The organism is Nonomuraea sp. NPDC050790 (assembly GCF_044456745.1).
GTDB lineage: Bacteria > Actinomycetota > Actinomycetes > Streptosporangiales > Streptosporangiaceae > Nonomuraea.
Genome location: NZ_JBITGF010000003.1, coordinates 929,904 through 952,748 on the forward strand (window position 1 = coordinate 929,904; position 22,845 = coordinate 952,748).

Consider the following 22,845-nt stretch of genomic DNA (forward strand, 5'->3'; position numbering starts at 1 on the left):
GCCGCTACTCCAACTGTCATCCGGCCTCGATGTAGGCCTCTCGCAGATAGTCGTGTACCGCCTGCTCAGGCACCCTGAACGAGCGGCCGACGCGAATGGCCGGCAGTTCGCCCGAGTGCACCAGCCGGTACACCGTCATCTTGGACACTCGCATGACCGTGGCCACTTCTGCCACCGTCAGGAACTTCACCTCGCTGAGAGGTCTTTCGCCTGCACCCATCGGACGCCTCTTCCGCACGTGTTTCCGGGTTATCCCCACTGGTGCCATTGCTCACGCACGTGTACTGCCGTCAGCGTAAGTCGGGACTCCGAGTGCGCAAACCCCCTATTTTCTCAGTTCGCGGAGCCACCTGTCAGCCAAACCAGCAAAATCGCTGGCCAGCAGCCGGGCAGAGCACCTCGCCAGGACGTTGGAACTGTCCAACTTCGTACACATAAGAGTCGCCCCACCCCCATCAAAAGTTGGCAAAGGGACGACGAGCCTCTTGGAATGCAGGCGCGAAAAGACGGTATGGGGATGACCGAATTCGACTCAAAGGGCACGTGAGACCCGTGTGACGAGATACTCCGTCAACGGTGTGTAATAGCGCGGAAGCACGTTGTCATCGAGCGGGACCACCACGTCGATCTTGCCCTCGGCCTCGCCCACGAACAGCGCTGGGTCGTTGCTGTCGGCGAAACCCACGGTGGGGATGCCCGCCTCGCCCGCCGCGCCGGCCCATCCGTGGTCGGCCACGACGAGGTCGGGAAGCTCCTCGCCCATCTCCGCGATCATCGCCACCATCGGCGCCGGATCGTGGCTGTGGACGAAGCCGCCGCGGTCGTCGAGCATCGCGACGTCCTGCAGGTAGCGGATCTTGCGCTTGCGCCCGAAGCCCTGACCCCAGTAGGTCCAGCCCTCGGCGGGCGTCAGCAGCACCGCGCCGCGCCCGGCCGCGAACCGCGCCAGAGGCAGATGTACGGCCAGCAGCCCCGTCGGATGCCCGGTGGCGAACAGCAGCCGAGGCGAGGGCCGCGACAGCGCGGCGGCGATCCGGTCGGCCATGGCGTCCAGCGCGTCGATCGTCCGCTCGGGATCGATGGTGTCCTGCCCGAAACGGTGCCTGGCGTCGGCCGCCACGCCCGCGGACTTGGCCATGAGCTCCAGGATGTCGCGGTAGGTCCAGGGCTGGGAGACGCTCAGGCCGAGCGTGTAGTGCGGATCCCGGTTGGCCAGGGAGCTGTAGTGGTCCAGGTTGTTCTCGCGCGGGGTCGCGACGGCGCCGGCGATGCGCGTGCGAACCAGGTGCTCGCGGAGTTCGTCGCGGGTCAGCACAGCTCTCCTAGGGCAGCGGGTCGATGCCGTGCAGAGGGAACACCGCGTTGCGCGTCGCCATGATCGCACGGTCAATGGGATCCGCAGGATCATAACCACCGGAAAAGTCATGAAATTCCGGACTACGGCCATCGGTCATGGTCAGCGGGGGTGTCTCGCCGGTGCGCTCGCGGACGAAACGCTGCCAGGACTCCGGCGTTCTGGTCGCCGGGTCCACGGGGCTGCCCGACGCCTCGGCCATGAGGTGCGTCCAGGCCCTGGGCACCACCTGGACCAGCTCGTAGCCGCCGCCACCGGTCGCGATCCATCTGCCGCCCGCCGTCTCGTGGGCCAGCCTGTGCAGCGCCTCGTACGCCGTGCGCTGGCCGTCCAGGCTCAGCATCAGGTTGGCCAGCGGGTCCAGGGCGTGGCTGTCGCAGCCGTGCTGGGTCACCAGGATCTCCGGCCGGAACTCGCGCAGCAGCGGCGGCACCACCGCGTCGAAGGCGCGCAGCCAGCCGCCGTCGCCGCAGCCCGCGGGCAGCGCCACGTTCACCGCGCTGCCGTCCGCGCCGGTCTCCTCCGGCCAGCCGGTGCCGGGGAACAGCGTGCGCGGGCTCTCGTGCAGGCTGATCGTCAGGACCCGCGGGTCGTCGTAGAACATCGCCTGCACGCCGTCGCCGTGGTGCACGTCCACGTCCACGTAGGCGATCCTCGTGACGCCCTTGGACAGCAGCCAGGCGATCGCCACGGCCGGGTCGTTGTAGACGCAGAAGCCGCTGGCCGTCGCCGCCATCGCGTGGTGCAGGCCGCCGGCGACGTTCAGGGCGTGCTCCGCCGTACCGTCGAAGACCGAGCGGGCGGCGGCCAGGGTGGCGCCGGCGATCAGCGCGGAGGCCTCGTGCACCCCGCGGAAGGCGGGGTTGTCCGAGGTGCCCAGCCCGGCGGAGACGTCGGGGCGGCCGTCCGCCGAGACGCGCTTGACCGCCTCGATGTAATCGCGCTTGTGCACCAGCGCCAGCTCGTCGTCGGTGGCGGGGACGCAGCCGGACAGGTCCACCCGCTCCAGCACGCCCAGCTCGCGGGCCAGCGCCATCGTCAGCTCGACCCTGACGGGCGCGAGCGGATGGCCGGGACCGAAATCGTAGGAGGTCAGGGCGTCGTCCCAGATCACCCTCGCCGCACCGGACATGAGTCTCCCTCCTAGCCTTTCGCCGACGTTACCGCAGGCGCGCGCAACCGCCCATCGCCATGATCCGGAAACCGCGGGGTATCCTCCGCGACATGCGCTTCCCCCGGCTGCTCCGCTTCGTGCGCAACCCGTGGGTCCAGGACGTCGCGCTGGTCTCCCCGCTCCTGGTAGGCAGCCTTTTCGCGCTGGGGGTGTCGATCTCCCTCCAGACCGACCCGACGGGGCCGCTGCTCCTGCTGGCGGGGGCGCTGCCCCTGGTGTGGCGGCGGCGGCACCCCCTCGTCGTGGCCGCGCTCACGGTCGGGCTGGACGTCTCCGTCCCGATCGTCATCGACTCCACGGTCTTCCTCGGGATGACCTCGTTCATCGCCCTGTACACCGTGGGCAGGCACCGCGCCGGCCGGCTCGTGCTGCTCACGGGGCTGGCCACGAGCACGGCCTACACGGTCTCGGGCCTGATCGACCAGTACGACCCCGCCCAGCCGGGCAGCGCGGTCCCGCCGTTCATCACCGGCTTCTTCTTCCCGTTCCTGGGTCTGGGCATCGGGCAGTTCGTACGGCTGCGCCGCGAGCTGAAGGAGCGCAGGCAGCTCGAGATGCGCGACGAGGCCATCCGGGGCGAACGCCGCCGCATCGCCCGCGAGCTCCACGACGTCGTCGCCCACCACCTGAGCGTGATCAACGCCCTCGTCGGCGGCGCCCGCACCGTGCTGCCGCCGGAGCCGACCCCGGCCCGCGAGGCCCTGGAGGCCGCGGAGGGCAGCGCCCGCCAGGCACTGGCCGAGATGCGGCAGTTGCTGCAGGTCCTGCGGGCCGACACCAACGACGGCCCGGACGCCGCGACCGGCGTGGGCGCCTCGGGACTGCCCGGCCTGGTCGAGCAGTCGGGCAACGCCTCGCTGCGCGTGGACGGCGAGCCGGTCCCGCTGCCCACCGCCGTCGACCACGCCGTCTACCGGGTCGTCCAGGAGGCGCTGACCAACTCGCGCAAGCACGCGCCGGGCGCGCGGGCCGGCGTCAGGGTCGCCTACCTCGGCAAGGCCGTCGAGGTGGAGGTGCTCGACGACGGCTCGCCGGTCAAGACCGTGGGCGGCGGCTCCGGGTTCGGATTGGGCGGTATGGCGGAGCGTGTGGCACTGTGTGGCGGTCGTCTGGAGACCGGGCCCCGCGCGCGCGGCGGCTTCCGGGTGTACGCGCTGCTGCCGCTGGAGAACGCATGATCAGGGTGTTGCTGGTGGACGACCAGGCGCTCGTGCGCACGGGCTTCAGGCTCATGCTGAACGCCCAGCCCGACATCGAGGTCGTCGCCGAGGCGGCCGACGGCCAGGAGGCCCTCGCGCGCAGCCGCGAGTTGCGGCCCGACGTCGTCCTCATGGACCTGCACATGCCCGTCATGGACGGCATCGCCGCCACCGAGCGCATCGTCGCGGAACTGCCCGGGTTGAAAGTGCTCGCGCTGAGCACCTTCGACCTCGACGAGAACGTCGTGGCCGCGCTCAGGGCCGGCGCGGGCGGGTTCCTGCCCAAGGACATCTCGCCCGAGGAACTCGTCGAAGGCGTGCGCGTCGTCCACCGCGGCGAGTCCGCCGTCGCGCCCCGGCTGCTCACCCGGCTGATCGGCACGTTCGTCCGGGCCACCAGGCCCAGGCCGGCGCCCGCCGCGCTGCCCGAGCTGACCGACCGCGAACGCGAGGTGCTCGTCCTCATCGCCAGGGGCAGCTCCAACCCCGAGATCGCCGCCCGGCTCGGCGTCTCGCCGTCCACGATCAAGAACCACGTGACGAGCCTGTTCGGCAAGACAGGAGTACGCGACCGGGCCCAGGCGGTGATCCTCGCCTACGAGGCGGGCCTGGTCAGCCCCGGGGAGTAGGACCACGCTCCTACCCCGCCCCTCCCCGAACGGTCCTCCGGCAGGACGCCCGCCACCGATCTCCCCGCCACCCTTGATTGCATGACCTCCATCAAGGCCACGGGCCTCACCAAACGCTATGGGAACACCACCGCGGTCTCCCACCTGTCGTTCACCGTGGAGCCCGGACAGGTGACCGGCTTCCTCGGGCCCAACGGGGCAGGCAAGTCGACCACGATGCGCATGATCCTCGGGCTCGACCATCCCAGCGGGGGGTCGGTGCTGGTGGACGGCGTGCCGTACCAGAAGCTCAGGCACCCGCTGCGCAAGATCGGCGCGCTCCTCGACGCCAAGGCGGTCCACGGCGGGCGCAGCGCGCGCAACCACCTGCTGGCCATCGCCCAGAGCAACGGGCTGCCCGCCGCCCGCGTCGAGCAGGTCCTGGAGACCGTCGGCCTGAGCCAGGTGGCCAAGCGGCGGATCGGCGGCTTCTCGCTCGGCATGTCCCAGCGGCTCGGCATCGCCGCGGCGCTGCTCGGCGACCCCGAGATCCTGCTGTTCGACGAGCCGGTCAACGGGCTCGACCCGGACGGCATCCTGTGGATCCGTACGTTCATGCGCAAACTGGCCGCCGAGGGACGCACCGTCTTCGTCTCCAGCCACCTCATGAGCGAGATGGCCCAGACCGCCGACCACCTCATCGTGATCGGCAAGGGCGAGCTGATCGCCGACACCGGCGTGGCCGACTTCATCGGCCGCAGCTCCCAGGGCTTCGTCAAGGTACGCTCGCCGCGCCTGGCCGAGGTCGCCCAGCTCCTCCAGGTGGGCGAGCTCCACCACGACCACCTGCGCGTCACCGGCATGGAACCCCTGGAGATCGGCACGCTCACCGCCCGCGCCGGGCTCCCGCTGGAGGAGCTCACCTTCGTCCGGCCCACGCTGGAGGCGGCCTACATGGAGCTGACCAAGGACAGCCTGGAGTACACGTCATGATCGACGTGATGCGCTCCGAATGGACCAAGATGCGGTCTCTGCGTTCCACGGTGTGGACGGCGATCGTGGCCTTCCTCATCATGGTCGCCTTCGGCGGGCTCGTCTCCTGGGCCGTCGTCTCCAGCGCCTCCGCCGACGCCACCGGCAGCCCCGGGCAGGCGGTGATGATCGGGCTGGTCGCGCTGCCGTTCGCCGCGATCGCGATGGCCACGCTGGGGGTGCTGGTCATCTCGGGCGAGTACCGAACCGGGATGATCAGGACGTCGCTGCAGGCCGTACCGCAACGCCTGACCTTCCTGTACGGCAAGGCCGTCGTCTTCACCGTCGCCGCCCTGGTCGTGGGCCTGGTAACCGCGTACACGGCCTTCTTCGTCAGCCAGGTCATCCTGGCCACGGGCGACTTCGCCGCCTCGGTCACGGATCCCGGAGTGCTGCGCGCGGTCACCGGCGCCGGCCTCTACCTGGCGGCCAGCGGCCTGTTCGGCCTGGCACTGGGCACCCTGATCCGCCACACCCCAGGCGCCATCGTGGCCGTGATCACCCTGAACCTGGTCCTCCCCCAGCTCACCACCGTCCTGCCCGGCGCGTGGGGAGAGGCGGTCAACAACCACTTCACCTCCAACGCCGGCCTGCAGCTCACCATGGTGGAGCCGCGCCCCGGCGGCCTGGCTCCGTGGACCGGTTTCGCCGTGTACCTGCTGTGGATAGCCGTGGCCATGCTCGCCGGCACCACCCTCCTCCACCGCCGCGACGCCTGACCCGCGCAGGCACGTTCCGTCCCAAGCCTCCGGACCTCACGGGGCTCGCGCGACGCCCGAACGAGCGCGAGACGGAGCGGAGCACGCGAAACGCCCACATGAGCGCGACACACGGCGCGGAGTGCAGAGCGCCTGCCCTGCGCAAAGCGCGCGAAGCGTCGCGTGAGCGTGACGCGGCGCGGCGCGGCGCGGCCGAAGCGTCGCGTGAGCGTGAAGCGGCGCGGCGCGGAGCGGGAGCGTGAAGCGGCGCGGCGCGGAGCGGGAGCGTGAAGCGGCGCGGCGCGGAGCGGGAGCGTGAAGCGGCGCGGCGCGGAGCGCCCGAAGCGCTCTTAAAAGCGCGAGACACGCGGCGCGGAGCGCCCGCATGGGCGGAACGCGGGAAGCGGGCGAGCAACGGGGGAAGGCGGGTCGACGGGCGGGCGTGGGGTGGGCGGGGAGGTCGCGTGGGCCGCTGGTGGTCGCTGCTCGGGTAAGTGCTTGGGCGAGGGTTGGGGGTTGCGTGGGGCGTTGGTTACTCGGCGCGGAGGGCTGTTACGGGGTCGAGTTTGCCGGCTCGGCGGGCTGGGGCTACTCCGAAGAAGACGCCTACCGCGGCCGAGACGCCGAAGGCCAGGGCTACCGACCACCAGGTGATGGAGGCCGGGACGGGGGTGAAGGTGGCGATGGCCAGAGCGCCGCCTACTCCCAGGGCTATGCCGATCAGGCCGCCGATCGTGGTCAGGAGGATCGCCTCGATCAGGAACTGGCGCAGGATGTCGGCCTGGCGGGCGCCCAGGGCTTTGCGGAGGCCGATTTCCCGGGTGCGTTCGCGGACGCTCACCAGCATGATGTTGGAGACGCCGACGCCGCCGACCAGCAGGGAGATTCCGGCGATCGCGGCCAGTACGCCGGTCAGCATGCTGATCACGGTGCCGATCGTGCCCAGGAGCTGGGTTTGGGTGACGGCGGAGAAGTGCTCGCCCGGGTAGCGGTCGACCAGGGCGTCTACGACCCTTTGCTGCAGCGGCTCGATCTCGTCGGGGCCGCTGGCGCCGACGGCCATGCCGTTGATGCGCGGGATGCCCAGGAGGCGCTGGGCGGTGGTGACCGGCATGTGGATTTCCTGGTCCCTGGCCACTCCGAAGGCGGAGCCCAGCTCCGCGTACACGCCCACCACGCGGAAGCGGGCGCCGGAGATCGACACCTGGCGGCCGATGGGGTCGATGTCGCCGAAGAGCTTGTTCGCCACCTCCGAACCCAGGACCGTGACGCGGCGCCGCGTGTCGACGTCGGTTTCGCTGAGGTAGCGGCCCTTGTCCAGGGGGCGGGCGAAGATCCTGGGCAGGTTCTCGTCGGTGCCGACGATGGTGGAGAACGCCTCGGCCCTGCCCACGCGTACCGTCTCGCCGGACTGCAGGGACACGGTCACCTTGCCGGGATCGCCCACCACGCGGCGCACGTACGCCACGTCGGCCAGGTCCAACCGGCTCTGCGTGGGTGCGGCGCCCACGTTCAGGCGGCCGGGGACGATCAGGATGATGTTGCTGCCCAGACCGGAGATCTCCCGCTCGACGGTGTCCTTCGCGCCCGTGCCCACCGAGACCAGGATCACCACGGACAGCACGCCGATGATCACGCCGAGCATGGTCAGCAGGCTGCGCATCCGGTTGACCCGCAGCGCCTCCAGCGCCATGCCGAACGCCTCACGCCCCCTCACCGCCCCTCCTCCCCGGTACGGTCCCCGCCCCCGGAACCACGCGACCCCGGCAAGACCCCGCGATCCCCGGCCCCGGAATCACGCGGGTCCGGCAAGACCCCGCGATCCCCGGCCCCGGAATCACGCGGGTCCGGCGAGGCCACGTGGTCCCCGGTCTCCGAAACTCCGGGACTCGGGTCCGGCTGTGGAGAGGAAGGTGGAGTGGTCGGGCGGTCGCTGGTCCCCGAAAGCCGGGGCTCCGGGTCCGGTTGGGGAGAGGGAGGTGGCGTGGGCGCGTGGTCCTCGGTCGCCGAATGCCGGGGGCTCTGTTGAAGGGGCGAGGTCGGTCGGGTTGTGGAAGGTGGGGAGGTGGCGGTGTCGAGTTCTATGAGGCCGTCGCGGACGTGGATCTGGCGGCGGGCGTGGGCGGCGATGTCGGGTTCGTGGGTGACCAGGACGATGGCGACTCCGCTGCCCGAGTTCAGGCGGTCGAGCATGGCCATGACCTCGGCCCCGTTGCGGGTGTCGAGGTTGCCGGTGGGTTCGTCGGCCAGGAGTACCTTGGGCTCGCCGACCAGCGCTCTGGCGATCGCGACCCGCTGCTGCTCCCCGCCGGACATCTGGGACGGGCGGTGGTCGAGGCGGTGGCCCAGTCCGACGGCCTCCAGAGCGGCCCGTGCGCGCTCGCGCCGCTCCGCCTTGCCCACGCCCCGGTACACCAGCGGCAGCGCCACGTTCTCCAGCGCCGACGTCCTGGCCAGAAGGTGGAACGACTGGAAGACGAAGCCGATGGTCCGGTTGCGCAGCTCAGCCAGTTCGGTGTCCGACAGGCCGGACATCTCCACGCCGTTCACGCGCAGGTGGCCGGAGGAGGGGCGATCGAGGCAGCCGAGCAGGTGCATGAGCGTGGACTTGCCGGATCCCGACGGGCCGATGATCGCGGCGAACTCCCCCTGTTCGATCCGGAGCGTGACGCCGCGCAGCGCCTCGACGGACACGCCGTCGAGCTGGTAACGCCGCGTGAGGTCGACGGCCTCCAGCGCCGCGGGTGGAGGGGTCATGGCAGTTGCTGGCCCTGCCGTACGGAATCCGCGCCCTTCACCACGACGCGCTCCCCCACCGACAGCCCGCTCAGGACCTCGACCACCGCCTCGCCCTGCGCGCCGAGCTTGACCACGCGCCGCTGTGCCACGCCGCCGGCGGCGGCCCAGACGACGCTCTCGCGCCCGCTGCTGACGATCGCCGCGGCGGGCACCGAGACCGCTTCGGGCGACTCGCGGACGATGAGGCGGGCCACGGCGCTCATGCCCGGTTTGGGGGCGGGCGCCTTGGTGCCGTCGTCGAAGGCGCCGGAGCCCAGGGTGAGACGGACCGGGTAGCTCACGCCGCCGGTGCTGGACTGCATGGGCGTGACGCCGACGCCGGCGACCTCGGCGGTGTAGGTGGCGCCGGGTACCGCGTCGAGCTCGACCTCGGCCTTGGCGTCCTCCTTGACGAGCAGGATGTCGGTCTCGTCGATGTCGGCGGAGAGGGTGAGCTCGGAGACGTCGGTGACGGTGATGATCGAGTCGCCGGCGGAGACGGGCACTCCGACCGCCACCGCGGTGCCGCCGCCGGAAGTGGAGGGCATGCTCGGGAGTTGCTGCCCGCCGCCCGGCAACTGGCTGAGCAGGCCGCTCAGGCCGGGGTTGGCGGCGCCGCTCTCGCCGGAGGCGCGGCCGAGCGTGACGACGCCACCGAACGGGGCCTTGATCGTGAGCGCGTCGACGGTGCCCTCGGCGGCCTTGACCGCGGCTCTGGCCTGGGTCAGCGAGGCCGCCTGCAGCGCGGACATCGAGGAGCTGAGGCCGGTGGCGGTCTGCGCGAGCGCCTGGGAGATCGTCCGTCCGAGCTGCGCGGTGATGCCGGCCAGCGCCTTCGACTGGGCCCGGTACTGCGTGCGCGCCAGGTCGACCGCGGCCAGCACCTGCTTGCGCGCCCGCGGGTCGTCGATCTTCCTGGCCTCGCGGGCGGCCTTGGTGAAGTGCGCGCTGACCTTGCGGTCGAGCCGCGAGGTGTCGAACGCGGCCAACTGGATCCGCGGCATGCCGAGCGACGGCGTCCTGGCCGGCTTGGCGGCCTTCTTGGCCTGCTTGAGCTGGTCCTCGGCCTGCGGGGAACGGATCTTGGCCAGGATCTGGCCCTTCTTCACGCGGTCGCCGTCGCCGACGTACAGCTTGGCGACGGTGCCCTGCGCGGGCGAGCGCAGGGTGGCGGTGGCCCGCGCGCCGATCGTGGCCGGGGCCTCGACGACCTCGGTGACGGGCGCACGCCTGACCTCCGCGAGCTGTACGGCGGGCGGCGCGTCGGCCGTGCAGCCGGTCAGTGCGAACAAGACGAGCAGCGGGGGGATTCCGCGACGGATCGTCACCCGACCCATCGTAAAGAGGGGGTCACGCGCGTCTCACACGGCGTCCGCCTTGGCCGGTCGTGGGGCGGCCAGCCGTACCCCTCGAACGGCCGGTACGGCGAGCAGCCCCAGACACCCCGACACCGCGATCACCGCGGACAGGCCCAGCACGCTCTCCGCCCCGACGAGGCCCGCCACCGGCCCGGCGACGGCGTTGCCGATGGGCATGGCCATGACGGAGCCGCCGATCTCGTAGGCGCTGACCCGGTTGAGCGCCTCGCCGGGAATGTTGGTCTGGATGCTGGTGGCCCACATGACCGACCAGAAGCCCCAGGCGGCGCCGCCGAACAGGTGTCCGGCCATCATGACGGGCAGCGGGGCGCCGAGGGCGATGGTGAGCGGTTCGAGGGCGAACAGGAGCATGCCGGTCGCGCCGGCGGCGAGCGGGCGGGCGGGGCGGATCCGCATGGCGACCAGGCCGCCGACGATGGTGCCCGCGCCGCCGGCGGACAGGACCAGGCCGTAGGCGGCCTCGCCGTGCGCGCCGGTGATGAGCTCGGAGCCGAGCGGGATGAGCGGGCCGAACAGCGTGATGCTGAAGATCACCCACATCAGGATGACGCTCCACATCCAGGTGCGGGAGCGGAACTCCTGCCAGCCATCCCTGAGCTGCTGGAGCATCGGTCTGGCCGCCTCCGCCCGGGTCACGCGTACCCGCATGAGCAGCAGGCAGAGGGCGCTGGCGGCGAACCCGGCGGCGTCCAGCGCGAACACGGTGCCGACGCCGGCCAGCCCCACCAGCGCGCCCGCGAGGCCGGGGCCGGCCAGCATCATGATCGACTCGGAGACGCGGAGTGCGGCGTTGGCCTTCTGGATGTCGGTGGTGATCCTGGGGATGGTGCCGGCGACGCCGGGGCTGTACATGGCGCTGGCGATGCCGTTGACCGCGGACAGGACGAGGATCTGCCACAGGGCTGGCCTGCCGGTCATGAACAGGACCGCGGTAGTGGCCTGGCTGACGATCCTGGCGAGGTCGGCGCCGATCATCATCCGGCGGGGGGTGAAACGGTCCATCAGGACGCCGCCGAACAGGATCAGGGCGACCATCGGGGCGGAGGTAGCGGCCAGGGCCAGCCCCACACCGGTGGCGCCGTGGCCCGCCTGCCGCATACCCAGGGCGGTGGCCACGGGCATCATGGCGAACCCGGCCATGGACACCGTCCTGGCCACGAAGAAGAGACGGAAGTCCCTGGTCCACATGGCCGCCCATCATGCCCCACCCAGGAAAGTTTCCTAACAGTGGGGCCACAGAGCGCGGGCCGCGAAGGCGCGCGGAGCGCGGGGGGCGAGGGGCGGAGCGCGAGGGGCGGAGCGCGGGGGCGCGCGAAGCGCGGGGGTCAGCCGGAGGCGAGTTCGCGGCCTCGGTCGCGGGCGGCTTCGATGGCGGCCAGGAAGGCGGCGCGGACGCTGTGACGTTCCAGTTCGGCGATGGCCGCGATCGTGGTGCCACCGGGGCTGGTGACGGCTTCGCGCAGGATCACCGGGTGTTCGCCGGAGTCGCGCAGCATGACGGCCGCGCCCACGATCGACTGCGTGACCATGTCCAGGGCGGCGGCCCGGGGCATGCCGAGCAGGATGCCCGCGTCCACCATCGCCTCGACCAGGTAGAAGAAGTACGCGGGCCCGCTGCCCGACAGCGCCGTCGCGGCGTCCTGCTGCGACTCGGGGATGCGCAGCACCTTGCCGACGGGCCGGAGCAGGTCCTCGGTGCGCCGCAGGTGTTCCTCGCCCGCGTGGGCCCCGGCCGAGATGACGCTCATGGCCTCGTCGAAGCGGATCGGCGTGTTGGACATGACCCGCACCACCGGCACGTCCACCCCCAGCCGCTGCTCGACGAAGGAGGTGGTGATGCCGGCGGCGGCCGAGATGACCAGGCGGTCGGCCGGGACGTACGCGGCGATCTCGGTGAGCAGGGCCGCCATGTCCTGTGGCTTGACGGCCAGGATGATGGTGTCGGCCATCTTGGCGGCCTCGGCGTTGGAGACCGTCTGCACGCCGTACGTCTCGCGAAGGGCCTGGGAACGCTCCGGCCGGCGGGTGGTCGCCACGATGTCGCCTGGCTTGAACCCGGCGCGCAGCAGCCCCGACAGCAGGGCCTCGCCCATCTTGCCCGTGCCCAGAATCGCGATCATGTCAGGCCCCTCGCAGGTGTAGACGCTGGCCCGCAGCCTACCGGGCGCGGCGCGGCTACTTTCTGGAGAGCAGGGAGCGGGCGAAGAAGGCGAGGTTGGCGGGTCGCTCGGCCAGGCGGCGCATCAGGTACGGATACCAGTCGGAGCCGTAGGGCACGTACACGCGGACCTGGGCGCCGAGCCCTGCCAGGCGTTCCTGCTCGGCGGGGCGCACGCCGTACAGCATCTGGTATTCGAAGGCGGTGGCGTCGCGGCCGTTGAGGACGGCGAGCGCGGCGGCGATCTCGATGAGGCGCGGGTCGTGCGTGGCGACCATGGGGTAGCCGCTGCCGGCCATGAGGATCTTGAGGCAGCGCACGAACGAGCGGTCGATCTCGCGGGCGGAGCCGTAGGCGCCGGGCGCGGTGTAGGCGCCCTTGCACAGGCGCACCCGCGCGCCGTCGAGGCGGGCGCAGCGCTCGGCGGCGTCGAGCAGGTACGCCTGGACGACGATGCCGACGCCGGGATGTTCCTTGCGCAGCGTGGCGTGGACCGACTCCAGCCCCGCGACGGTGTCGTGCTCCTCGGCGTCGAGGGTGAGCGTGATGCCCCTGCCGGACACGGCGTCGCAGATGGTGGCGGCGTTGTCGAGCGCGAGCTGCTCCGACAGGCGCAGGCCCAGCGCGGTGAGCTTGACCGAGACGTCGGCGCCGGGCGGCAGCCGATCGAGGACGGCGAGGTAGGCGCGCACGGCGCCGTCGGCCTGCGCCCGGTCGCGCACCTCCTCCCCGAGGTGGTCGACGGTGACCAGCAGCCGCCGGTCGGTCAGTTCGGTGACGACCGCGCCGACGTCGTCGGCGACGTAGCGCCGGACCAGATCCCTGGTCAGCGGGGAGGAGGAGACGACGCGCTCGGCGCGCTCGCTCTTGGAGACGGCGATGAGGGCCTGACGAAGCACGTCCCTCACCCTAACTTCAGCACCGCCGCGCCCGCCGGAAGTGGCGCATGAACCGCTACGCCGCCAGATCCGTCGAAGAGGTATGCGGACAATCCTCCTGGCTGGATGCCTGGTTCTGGTAACGAGTTGCGGTACGGCTGCGCCGCCCCAGTCGGCAGCCCCCAGCGGCACGAAGGCCGCCCCGGTGAGTTCGGCGCCGGTGGCACAGGTCCCGTCCACGACCCCGACCAAGGGCCCGGAGCCGGTCAAGCCGGTCGCCGACACGATCAACACCAGGAAGGTCCCCTTCGCCAAGGCCAAGTCCTTCGACAAGGGCCGCAAGGTCAGGCTCACCTGGGAGTCGGGCGTGGCCCCCTGCACGGTGCTGGCCCGGGTGAAGGTGAAGGAGACCCGGGGCAAGGTCACCATCACCCTGTACGAGGGAACGCCGAGGAAGGCCAAGGACGTCGCCTGCATCATGATCGCCGTCCAGAAGACGACGACGGTCAAGCTCAAGGCGCCGCTGGGCAAGCGGAAGATCGTCGACGGGGCGAAGCTCCGCTAGATCGGGAAATGTCCACATGAGGACAGCCCCAGTGACTTCCTCCGGTTTTGTTGCGTAGATCGAGACAAAACGGGTCACTGGGGGTTCTCTTGCGACGGCTTTTACGCGTTCTGACGTCCGTGCTCTTACTCACCGCCGGTTGGGTCGCGCTGGCCGCGCCACCCGCGCAGGCCCTGCCGGCGCAGTTCCAGAAACAGGTCGTCTTCAGCGGCCTGACGCGCCCGTCCAACATCGAGTTCGCCGCCGACGGCCGCGTCTTCGTGGCCGAGAAGAGCGGGATCATCAAGGTCTTCGACTCCCTCGCCGACACCACCCCCACCGTCTACGCGGACCTGCGCACCCAGGTCCACAACTTCTGGGACCGCGGCCTGCTCGGCATGGCCCTCCATCCCGGCTTCCCGGCCGATCCCCGGCTGTACGTCCTGTACGCCCGCGACGCCGTACCCGGCGGGAACGCTCCACGCTGGGGTACGGCCGGCGCCACCGACGACCCCTGCCCCAGCCCGCCCGGCCCCACCGGCGACGGCTGCCTGATCACCGGCCGCCTCTCGGTCATCTCGCCCACCGGCGCGGAGACCCCGCTGATCACCGACTGGTGCCAGCAGCACCCCAGCCACTCGACCGGCGACCTGCAGTTCGGCCCCGACGGCATGCTGTACGCCACCGGCGGCGACGGCGCCAGCTTCAACTTCGCCGACTACGGCCAGGACAACCTGCCCAGCTCCGACATCACCCCGGATAACCCGTGCGGCGACCCGCCCGGCCCGGTCGGCACCGCCCTGACCCCGCCGTCGGCGGAGGGCGGCGCGCTGCGCGCCCAGGACGTGCGCACCACCGGCGACCCGAGCGGCCTGGACGGCACGATGATCCGCGTCCACCCCGACACCGGCGCCGCCGCTCCGGGCAACCCGAACGCGGGCAGCCCGGACCAGAACACCGCGAGGATCGTCGCCAACGGCCTGCGCAACCCGTTCCGCCTGACCAACCGGCCGGGCACCGCGGAGATGTGGCTGGGCGAGGTCGGCTGGACCACCTGGGAGGAGATCAACCGCGTCGCCGCCCCGACCGCGGGCGTGACGAACTTCGGCTGGCCCTGCTACGAGGGCCCCAACCGGCAGGGCGGCTACGACGCGCTCAACCTGACCCTGTGCGAGAACTACTACGCTGCCGGGGCCGCCGCGCACGCCGCGCCGTACTTCGGCTGGAACCACAGCACCCGGCCGGCGCCGAGCGACCCGTGCCCGAGCGGCAACTCCTCGGCCAGCGGGGTGGCGTTCTACCCGGGCGGGCCGTACCCGCCCGCCTATGACGGCGCGCTGTTCTTCTCCGACTACAGCCGCTCGTGCGTCTGGGTGATGACCAAGGGCGCGAACGGCCTGCCCGACCCCGCGACGATCACCACGTTCGACTCGGGGGTGGGCGCGGTCGAGCTGGAGACGGGGCCGAACGGCGACCTGTTCGCCGTGGACTACAACGCCGGCACGGTCGTGCGCTACCTCTACGACAACAACCCGCCGACGGCCGCGATCACGGCGAACCCGACCTCGGGCGAGGCCCCGCTGGCGGTCTCCTTCTCCGGCGCCGGCTCCACCGACCCCGACGGCGACACGCTGACCTACGCGTGGGACCTCGACGGCGACGGCGAGCTCGACGACTCCACCTCCGCGACCCCCTCGCGAACCTACACCCAGCCGGGCTCCCACACGGTACGGCTGCGCGTCAACGACGGCAGGGGCGGCCAGGGCGACGCCACGGTGACGATCAACGTCGGCAACACCGCGCCCACGGCGGCGATCACCACGCCCACCGCCGCGACGACCTGGGCGGTGGGCGAGTCGATCGGGTTCTCCGGCACCGGCACCGACGCCCAGGACGGCACGATCCCCGGCTCACGCATGCACTGGGCGCTGATCATGCACCACTGTCCGGGCGGCTGCCACGAGCACGAGATCACCACGTTCACCGGGACCTCGGGGTCGTTCCAGGCTCCGGACCACGAGTATCCGTCGCACCTGGAGCTCAAGCTCACCGTCACCGACGCGCACGGCCTGAGTGACACCAAGAGCGTGCTGCTGCAACCCAGGACGGTGAACCTGACCTTCCAGACGAACCCGCCCGGTCTGGTGCTCGGGTTCAACGCCGAGCAGACGGTCGCGCCGTTCACCAGGACGGTGATCGTCGGTTCGAGCGTCGGCCTGTCGGCGCCCTCCCCGCAGGGTGACCAGGGCTTCGTCTCCTGGTCCGACGGCGGGGCCGCGGTCCACAACATCACCGCTCCGGCGAGCGCGGCCACCTACACCGCGACCTACCAGCCCGTGCAGGGGCAGCCGGGGCTCGTGGCCGCGTACTCCATGAACGAGGGCACGGGCGCCGCCGTCGGCGACGCCTCCCCGTCGGGCAACGCCGGCACCGCGTCCGGGACCACCTGGGCCCAGACCGGCAAGTACGGCAGGGCGCTGTCGTTCAACGGCACCGGGAGCTGGGTCACCGTGCCCGACTCCCCCAGCCTGCGGCTGACCGGCGCCATGACGCTGGAAGCCTGGATCCGCCCGGCGAGCACCACCGGCTGGCGCACGATCATGATGAAGCAGTTCGGCAACGATCTCGCGTACACCCTGGACCTCAACGACCGCGCCCACAGCACCATCCACACCACGTCGGAACGCGGCCTCTACGGAGCCTCCTCCCTGCCCGTCAACACCTGGACGCACGTGGCCGCCACCTACGACGGCGCCATGCTGCGGCTGTACGTCAACGGCGCGGAGACCGGCTCGGTCACCGCGACAGGAGACATCAGGACCGACGGCGGCGTGCTCCGCATCGGCGGCAACGCCGTCTGGGGCGAGTACTTCAACGGCCTCATCGACGAGGTACGCGTCTACAACCGCGCCCTCACCCCCGCCCAGATCACCACCGACATGAACACCCCGATCGGCACCCCGCAGCCGCCCGACACCGAGCCGCCGGGCGCGCCCGGCTCCCTGACGGCCACCGGCGGGGCCGGCTTCGCCTCCCTGTCGTGGACCGCGGCCACCGACAACGTGGGCGTCGAGGGCTACACGATCCACCGCTCGACGACGCCGGGCTTCACCCCGTCCGGCGCCAACCAGGTCGGCTCCACGCCGTCCACGTCGTTCACCGACTCGGGGCTGACCGCGGGCACCTACCACTACCGGGTGCGCGCCTTCGACGCCGTCCCCAACACCGGCGCCTCCTCCGGCGAGGCGAGCGCGGCCGTGACCGCGCCGCCGACCGGCCAGGGCCTGGTGGCGGCGTACGCCATGAACGAGGGCGCCGGGGTCACCGTCGCCGACTCCTCGGGCAGCGGCAACAACGGCGCCTCGACGGCCACCTCCTGGACCACCGCCGGCAGGTACGGCAACGCCCTGTCGTTCAACGGCACGGGAAGCTGGGTCACGGTAGCCGACTCCCCGAGCCTGCGGCTGACCGGCGGCATGACGCTGGAAGCCTGGGTCCGACCGGCCGTGAGCACCGGCTGGCGGACCATCGTGATGAAGCAGTTCGGCAACGACCTCGCGTACACCCTGGACCTCAACGACCGCGCCCACAGCACGATCCACACCACCTCGGAACGCGGCCTCTACGGCCCCGCCTCCCTGCCCCTCAACACCTGGACCCACGTGGCCGCCACCTACGACGGCGCGAACCTCAAGCTGTACGTCAACGGCGCCGAGGTGAGCTCGGTCACCGCGACAGGAGACATCAGGACCGACAACGGCGTGCTCCGCATCGGCGGCAACGCCGTCTGGGGCGAGTACTTCAACGGCCTCATCGACGAGGTACGCATCTACAACCGCGCCCTCACCCCCGCCCAGATCACCACCGACATGAACACCCCGATCACCTGACGGACCGTTTCCCGAGCCGCTCGGCCTGCCTGCGCCCCACCTCACCGGTGCGGCGCAGGTAGTCGACGATCACCTCCAGCTCGCCCTCCGAGTAGCCGTCCAGGACCTGGGCGAAGTCGGCCCCCGGCCCGTCCCAGGCCGCGCCGATCCGGTCCTTCGCCTCGGGGGCCAGGGCGACGAGGGTGCGCCTGCGGTCCTTCTCGTCGGCCTGCCGTACGACCAGGCCGCCCTTCTCCAGCCGGTCGACCAGCCGGGTGGCCGACCCGTGCGTCAGCCCGGTGAGCGCCGCGACCCTGCCGGTGGTCACCGGGCCCGGCTCCAGGTCCAGCAACGCGACGCACTGCAGGTCGGTGGGGTGTATTCCGATGGAACACCCCAGCATGACCATCCTCGTCACGGGAAGTCGCGGCGCCGTCGCCCGCGCCCTCATCCCGACGCTGCGCGAACGCGGCCTGCCGGTCCGCGCGGCCTCCAGCGCGCCGGAAGCGGACGGGACCGTCCACTGTGACCTCACCGACCCGGGCACCTTCGCCGCCGCCCTGGACGGCGTCACCTCCATCTTCCTCTACGCCGAGGCGTCCCACGCCGACGCCTTCGCCGACGAGGCCGTCAAGGCGGGCGGGCGGCACGTCGTACTGCTGTCCTCCTCCTCGGTGCTCGCCGACGACCCGGCGGGCAATCCGCTGGCCGCCTCCCACCTGGAGGCCGAGAACGCGCTCCTGCGCTCCCCGATCCCGGCCACGCTGCTGCGCCCTGGGGCGTTCGCCGGCAACGCGACGGCGTGGTCGTGGGCCGTCAAGTCCGGCGAGCCGGTCAGCCTGCCGTACCCCGGCGCGCACAGCGACGCGATCCACGAAAGCGACGTGGCCGCCTGCGCGGCGGCCGTGCTGGCCGATCCTTCGCTGGGCGGGCGGCCGTACACGCTGACGGGGCCGGAGTCGCTCACCTTCGCCGAACAGCTCGCCATCCTGGGACGCGCGCTCGGCCGGGAGATCGGCGTCAAGCCCGTCACCCGCGAGGAGTGGAAGGCCGAGGTGTCCGCGTACGTGCGCGGACCGTACGCCGACGCGCTGCTCGACTGGTGGCAGTCGTGCGACGGCGTGCCCGCGCCGCTCACCACCGCCGTCGAGGAGCTGACCGGCCGCCCCGCCCAGACGTTCGCGGCCTGGGCCGGCGCCAACGTCGCCGCCTTCACCCACTGACGCCTTTCCGACGACGTCCCGCGCCGATGTGAGCTTTCCCCGCTCCGGCTGGCGCAGGAACCCCAGGCCCATCTGCCCCGTTACGCGTGGTGTGCACGATCCCACCCGTTCTTGTCCGATGCCGCGGAATGCTTTCGCGCTCATCGGGGTTGAGTCGGGTAGGCTCAACTCGTTTGACAAAGGCCACTCGGCTTCGTAAGTTGAGCCTAACGGACTCAACTTTGACTACAAGGACGTACTCATGGCACGTGCGGTAGGTATCGACCTGGGGACGACCAACTCTGTCGTCTCGATCCTCGAGGGCGGTGAGCCCACCGTCATCGCCAACGCGCAGGGCTCGCGGACCACGCCGTCCGTGGTCGCCTTCGCGAAGAACGGCGAGGTCCTGGTCGGCGAGGTCGCCAAGCGGCAGGCCGTCACCAACGTGGACCGGACCATCCGCTCCGTCAAGCGGGAGATGGGCACCAACTGGTCCCAGGAGATCGACGGCAAGAAGTTCTCCCCCCAGCAGATCAGCGCGTTCGTGCTGCAGAAGCTCAAGCAGGACGCCGAGGCGTACCTGGGCGAGAAGATCACCGACGCGGTGGTCACCGTCCCGGCGTACTTCAACGACGCCCAGCGTCAGGCGACCAAGGAGGCCGGCACCGTCGCGGGCCTCAACGTGCTGCGCATCATCAACGAGCCGACCGCGGCCGCCCTGGCCTACGGGCTCGACAAGGACCAGGACCAGACCATCCTCGTCTTCGACCTCGGCGGCGGCACGTTCGACGTGTCCCTGCTCGACGTCGGTCAGGAGGACGGCCATGGCTTCGTCGAGGTGAAGGCCACCTCCGGTGACAACCACCTCGGTGGCGACGACTGGGACCAGCGCGTCGTCGACGAGCTCGTCAAGCGCTTCCAGAACGCCCACGGCGTCGACCTGGCCAAGGACAAGATGGCTCTCCAGCGCCTACGCGAGGCCGCGGAGAAGGCCAAGATCGAGCTGTCCAGCCAGTCCGAGACCAACATCAACCTGCCCTACATCACCGCTTCCTCCGAGGGGCCCCTGCACCTCGACGAGAAGCTGACCCGCAGCGAGTTCCAGCGGCTCACCGCCGACCTGCTCGAGCGGACCAAGGGCCCGTTCCACCAGGTCATCAAGGACGCCGGCATCAAGGTCGCCGACATCGCGCACGTGGTGCTCGTCGGCGGTTCGACCCGCATGCCCGCCGTCTCCGAGCTCGTCAAGGAGCTGACCGGCGGCAAGGAGCCCAACAAGGGCGTGAACCCGGACGAGGTCGTCGCCATCGGCGCCGCCCTGCAGGCCGGTGTGCTCAAGGGTGAGGTCAAGGACGTCCTGCTGCTCGACGTGACCCCGCTGTCGCTGGGCATCGAGACCAAGGGCGGCATCTTCACCAAGATCATCGAGCGCAACACCACGATCCCGACCAAGCGCTCCGAGGTCTTCACCACGGCTGAGGACAACCAGCCGTCGGTGCAGATCCAGGTGTACCAGGGCGAGCGTGAGATCGCTTCCTACAACAAGAAGCTGGCCACCTTCGACCTGACCGGCATCGCCCCGGCGCCCCGCGGCATCCCGCAGATCGAGGTCACCTTCGACATCGACGCCAACGGCATCGTCAACGTCTCCGCCAAGGACCTCGGCACCGGCAAGGAGCAGACGATGACGATCACCGGCGGCTCCGCGCTGCCGAAGGACGACATCGAGCGCATGATGCGCGAGGCCGAGTCCTACGCCGAAGAGGACAAGCAGCGCCGCGAGGAGGCCGAGGTCCGCAACAACGCGGACGGTCTGGCCTACCAGACGGAGAAGTTCCTCCGCGAGAACGACGACAAGGTCCCCGGCGAGATCAAGACCGAGGTCAACGAGGCGCTCACCGAGCTGAAGAAGGCTCTTGAGGGCACCGACACCGACGTCATCCGCACGAGCGCCGAGAAGCTGGCGACCGTCAGCCAGAAGATGGGCTCGGCGATCTACGCCCAGAACCAGCAGCAGGGCGGCGAGGGCGCCCCGCAGGACGCCACGCCCGGCCCCGAGCAGGACAAGGGCGACGACGACGTGGTCGAGGCCGAGATCGTCGACGACGACCAGCCGAAGAAGGACAAGTGATGCCGGGGGCAGAAGAGCCGGTGATCCGCGACAACCGCAAGATCGACCCTGAGACGGGCCAGGCGCGTCAGAGCGCCGGGTCCGACTCCCCGGACGCCGCCGGCGCGGACCCGACCGCCGCGCCCGGCGCGGGCTCCGCCAACGGCGGCGCCGAGTCGAACTCCAGCGGCGCGCCCGGCTCCGACACCATCCTGCTGGCCGAACGCACCGCCGACCTCCAGCGGCTCCAGGCGGAGTACACCAACTACCGCCGCCGGGTCGAGCGCGACCGCGTCGCGGTCCGCGAGCAGGCTACGGCCGGGGTTCTCGCCGAACTCCTGCCCGTCCTCGACGACATCGGCAGGGCCCGCGACCACGGCGAGCTCACCGGGGGCTTCGCGAAGGTGGCCGAGTCGCTCGAAGCGGCTCTCACCAAGCTGGGCCTCGCCTCGTTCGGGCAGAAGGGCGACCCGTTCGACCCGACCGTCCACGAGGCGCTGATGCACAGCTACTCGCGGGAGGTCACCGAACCGACCGCCATCGAGGTGCTGCAGTCCGGGTACCGCCTCGGAGAGCGGGTGCTGCGCCCGGCACGGGTGGCCGTGGCGGAGCCGGACGACTCCCCGGCTGACGACGACAACGACGAAAACTAGGACGAAGGGCCATCGATGAGCACCAAGGACTACCTGGAGAAGGACTACTACGCCGTCCTTGGTGTGCCCAAGACCGCCACCGCAGACGAGATCAAGAAGGCCTACCGGAAGCTGGCCCGGCAGTATCACCCCGACACCAACCAGGGTGACGCCGCCAAGGAGGCCAAGTTCAAGGAGATCTCCGAGGCCAACGACATCCTGTCGGACACCAAGCGCCGCAAGGAGTACGACGAGGCCCGGACGCTGTTCGGGTCCGGCGTCGGCGGCCAGCGTCCGGGCGGTGGCGGTTTCCCGTTCGACTTCGGCGACCTGTTCGGCGGCACCGCCACCGGCCAGCAGAGTGGCGGTGGCGGCGCGGGCGAGCGGCTCGGCGACCTGTTCGGCGGGCTGTTCAACCGGGGTGGCACCACCACCGCGGGCCGTACCGGGGGGGCGACCAGGCCGCGGCGCGGGCAGGACATCGAGTCCGAGGTGACGCTGACCTTCACCGAGGCGGTGGAGGGCAGCACGGTCTCGCTGCGGCTGACGAGCTCGGCCGCGTGCAAGTCGTGCAACGGCACCGGCGCCAAGGCCGGCACCACGCCGCGCGTCTGCCCGACCTGTGAGGGCACCGGCGCGGCCAGCCGCAACCTGGGCAACTTCGCCTTCTCCGAGCCCTGCCGCGACTGCAAGGGCCGTGGTCTGATCGTGGACGACCCCTGCCCGGACTGCGACGGCAGCGGGCGGGCCAAGAGCACCCGCACGATCCAGGCGCGCATCCCCGCGGGGGTGGCCGACGGTCAGCGGGTCAAGCTCAAGGCCAAGGGAGCGCCGGGGGAAAACGGCGGACCGGCGGGCGACCTCTACATCGTCACCCACGTGAAGCCGCACGCCGTCTTCGGCAGGACGGGCGACAACCTGACCATCACGGTGCCCGTGACCTTCACCGAGGCCGCGCTGGGCGCCGAGATCAAGGTCCCGATCCTCAAGGGGCTGCCGGTCACGCTGCGCATCCCGGCGGGCACGCCCAACGGGCGCACCTTCCGCGTCCGCGGCCGCGGCGTCACCCGCAAGGACGGCACCAAGGGCGACCTGCTCGCCAGCGTCGAAGTGCTCGTGCCCGAGACGCTCGACGAGAAGTCGCGCGATCTGCTGACGGAGTTCAGCACGGCGACCGCGGGCGACGACCCGCGCGCCGAACTCATCCAGCGAGCCAGAAGCGAGTAAGCC

General features: G+C 71.1%; 20 protein-coding genes. 10 read left to right on the top strand and 10 right to left on the bottom strand.

Going from position 1 to position 22,845, the window contains the following annotated elements; genetic code table 11:
• Positions 1 to 16 precede the first annotated feature (16 nt).
• The 3 genes from ACIBEJ_RS19495 to ACIBEJ_RS19505 form a co-directional block, all read right to left on the bottom strand.
• Complete coding sequence (locus tag ACIBEJ_RS19495; protein ID WP_026214222.1) at positions 17 to 220, bottom strand: helix-turn-helix domain-containing protein; 204 nt, start codon at positions 218 to 220, stop codon at positions 17 to 19.
• A gap of 312 nt (positions 221 to 532) precedes the next feature.
• A complete protein-coding gene (locus tag ACIBEJ_RS19500) occupies positions 533 to 1,315 on the bottom strand; it encodes a phosphatase (RefSeq protein ID WP_397184121.1) in 783 nt (260 codons plus the stop codon).
• Between the two features lie 7 nt (positions 1,316 to 1,322).
• The gene (locus ACIBEJ_RS19505; protein WP_397184122.1) at positions 1,323 to 2,486 is read right to left on the bottom strand and encodes an acetoin utilization protein AcuC; all 1,164 of its coding nucleotides are present in this window, start codon (positions 2,484 to 2,486) and stop codon (positions 1,323 to 1,325) included.
• A gap of 92 nt (positions 2,487 to 2,578) precedes the next feature.
• Here ACIBEJ_RS19505 and ACIBEJ_RS19510 point away from each other — a divergent pair, with 92 nt between their 5' ends.
• From ACIBEJ_RS19510 to ACIBEJ_RS19525, 4 genes are all read left to right on the top strand, one after another.
• Positions 2,579 to 3,706, top strand: a complete 1,128-nt coding sequence (locus tag ACIBEJ_RS19510) for a sensor histidine kinase (RefSeq protein ID WP_397184123.1) — start codon at positions 2,579 to 2,581, stop codon at positions 3,704 to 3,706.
• On the top strand, positions 3,703 to 4,356 hold the full coding sequence (locus ACIBEJ_RS19515; RefSeq protein WP_397184124.1) for a response regulator: 654 nt from the start codon (positions 3,703 to 3,705) through the stop codon (positions 4,354 to 4,356). Before ACIBEJ_RS19510 ends, ACIBEJ_RS19515 begins: the two co-directional genes overlap by 4 nt.
• An 81-nt stretch (positions 4,357 to 4,437) precedes the next feature.
• On the top strand, positions 4,438 to 5,328 hold the full coding sequence (locus ACIBEJ_RS19520; RefSeq protein WP_397184125.1) for an ABC transporter ATP-binding protein: 891 nt from the start codon (positions 4,438 to 4,440) through the stop codon (positions 5,326 to 5,328).
• Positions 5,325 to 6,086 (top strand): ABC transporter permease, encoded by a 762-nt coding sequence (locus tag ACIBEJ_RS19525; protein ID WP_397184126.1) that lies wholly within the window; start codon positions 5,325 to 5,327, stop codon positions 6,084 to 6,086. Before ACIBEJ_RS19520 ends, ACIBEJ_RS19525 begins: the two co-directional genes overlap by 4 nt.
• A 511-nt stretch (positions 6,087 to 6,597) precedes the next feature.
• Here ACIBEJ_RS19525 and ACIBEJ_RS19530 read toward each other — a convergent pair.
• From ACIBEJ_RS19530 to ACIBEJ_RS19555, 6 genes are all read right to left on the bottom strand, one after another.
• The gene (locus tag ACIBEJ_RS19530) at positions 6,598 to 7,782 is read right to left on the bottom strand and encodes an ABC transporter permease (RefSeq protein ID WP_397184128.1); all 1,185 of its coding nucleotides are present in this window, start codon (positions 7,780 to 7,782) and stop codon (positions 6,598 to 6,600) included.
• Positions 7,779 to 8,822 (bottom strand): ABC transporter ATP-binding protein, encoded by a 1,044-nt coding sequence (locus ACIBEJ_RS19535; protein WP_397184129.1) that lies wholly within the window; start codon positions 8,820 to 8,822, stop codon positions 7,779 to 7,781. The genes ACIBEJ_RS19530 and ACIBEJ_RS19535 overlap by 4 nt, the downstream gene beginning before the upstream one ends.
• On the bottom strand, positions 8,819 to 10,171 hold the full coding sequence (locus ACIBEJ_RS19540) for an efflux RND transporter periplasmic adaptor subunit (RefSeq protein ID WP_397184130.1): 1,353 nt from the start codon (positions 10,169 to 10,171) through the stop codon (positions 8,819 to 8,821). Before ACIBEJ_RS19540 ends, ACIBEJ_RS19535 begins: the two co-directional genes overlap by 4 nt.
• Before the next feature lie 33 nt (positions 10,172 to 10,204).
• Positions 10,205 to 11,410, bottom strand: a complete 1,206-nt coding sequence (locus ACIBEJ_RS19545; RefSeq protein WP_397184131.1) for an MFS transporter — start codon at positions 11,408 to 11,410, stop codon at positions 10,205 to 10,207.
• 137 nt (positions 11,411 to 11,547) lie between these two features.
• Positions 11,548 to 12,342: a pyrroline-5-carboxylate reductase gene (gene proC, locus ACIBEJ_RS19550; protein ID WP_397184132.1), complete on the bottom strand. Its 795-nt coding sequence runs from the start codon at positions 12,340 to 12,342 to the stop codon at positions 11,548 to 11,550.
• A 55-nt stretch (positions 12,343 to 12,397) separates the two neighbouring features.
• On the bottom strand, positions 12,398 to 13,279 hold the full coding sequence (locus tag ACIBEJ_RS19555) for a proline dehydrogenase family protein (RefSeq protein WP_397184133.1): 882 nt from the start codon (positions 13,277 to 13,279) through the stop codon (positions 12,398 to 12,400).
• 184 nt (positions 13,280 to 13,463) lie between these two features.
• Between ACIBEJ_RS19555 and ACIBEJ_RS19560 the strand changes: the two genes are divergently transcribed.
• Both ACIBEJ_RS19560 and ACIBEJ_RS19565 read left to right on the top strand, forming a co-directional pair.
• Positions 13,464 to 13,823, top strand: a complete 360-nt coding sequence (locus tag ACIBEJ_RS19560) for a hypothetical protein (protein ID WP_397184134.1) — start codon at positions 13,464 to 13,466, stop codon at positions 13,821 to 13,823.
• Positions 13,824 to 13,942: 119 nt separating this feature from the next.
• On the top strand, positions 13,943 to 17,692 hold the full coding sequence (locus ACIBEJ_RS19565; RefSeq protein ID WP_397184135.1) for a LamG-like jellyroll fold domain-containing protein: 3,750 nt from the start codon (positions 13,943 to 13,945) through the stop codon (positions 17,690 to 17,692).
• Here the strand turns inward: ACIBEJ_RS19565 and ACIBEJ_RS19570 are convergent.
• Complete coding sequence (locus ACIBEJ_RS19570; RefSeq protein ID WP_397184136.1) at positions 17,685 to 18,074, bottom strand: MarR family winged helix-turn-helix transcriptional regulator; 390 nt, start codon at positions 18,072 to 18,074, stop codon at positions 17,685 to 17,687. The genes ACIBEJ_RS19565 and ACIBEJ_RS19570 overlap by 8 nt on opposite strands.
• On the opposite strand from ACIBEJ_RS19570, the gene ACIBEJ_RS19575 reads away from it, so the two are divergent.
• The 4 genes from ACIBEJ_RS19575 (at position 18,073) to dnaJ (ending at position 22,842) form a co-directional block, all read left to right on the top strand.
• Entirely contained in the window at positions 18,073 to 18,894 is an 822-nt protein-coding gene (locus tag ACIBEJ_RS19575) for an SDR family oxidoreductase (RefSeq protein ID WP_397184137.1), read from the top strand. The genes ACIBEJ_RS19570 and ACIBEJ_RS19575 overlap by 2 nt on opposite strands.
• Before the next feature lie 241 nt (positions 18,895 to 19,135).
• On the top strand, positions 19,136 to 21,004 hold the full coding sequence (gene dnaK / locus ACIBEJ_RS19580; RefSeq protein WP_397184138.1) for a molecular chaperone DnaK: 1,869 nt from the start codon (positions 19,136 to 19,138) through the stop codon (positions 21,002 to 21,004).
• Positions 21,004 to 21,636: a nucleotide exchange factor GrpE gene (gene grpE, locus ACIBEJ_RS19585; RefSeq protein ID WP_397184139.1), complete on the top strand. Its 633-nt coding sequence runs from the start codon at positions 21,004 to 21,006 to the stop codon at positions 21,634 to 21,636. Before dnaK ends, grpE begins: the two co-directional genes overlap by 1 nt.
• 15 nt (positions 21,637 to 21,651) lie before the next feature.
• Positions 21,652 to 22,842 carry a molecular chaperone DnaJ gene (gene dnaJ / locus ACIBEJ_RS19590; protein WP_397184140.1) on the top strand — a complete coding sequence of 397 codons (1,191 nt, stop codon included), beginning with the start codon at positions 21,652 to 21,654 and terminating at the stop codon, positions 22,840 to 22,842.
• Positions 22,843 to 22,845 lie beyond the last annotated feature (3 nt).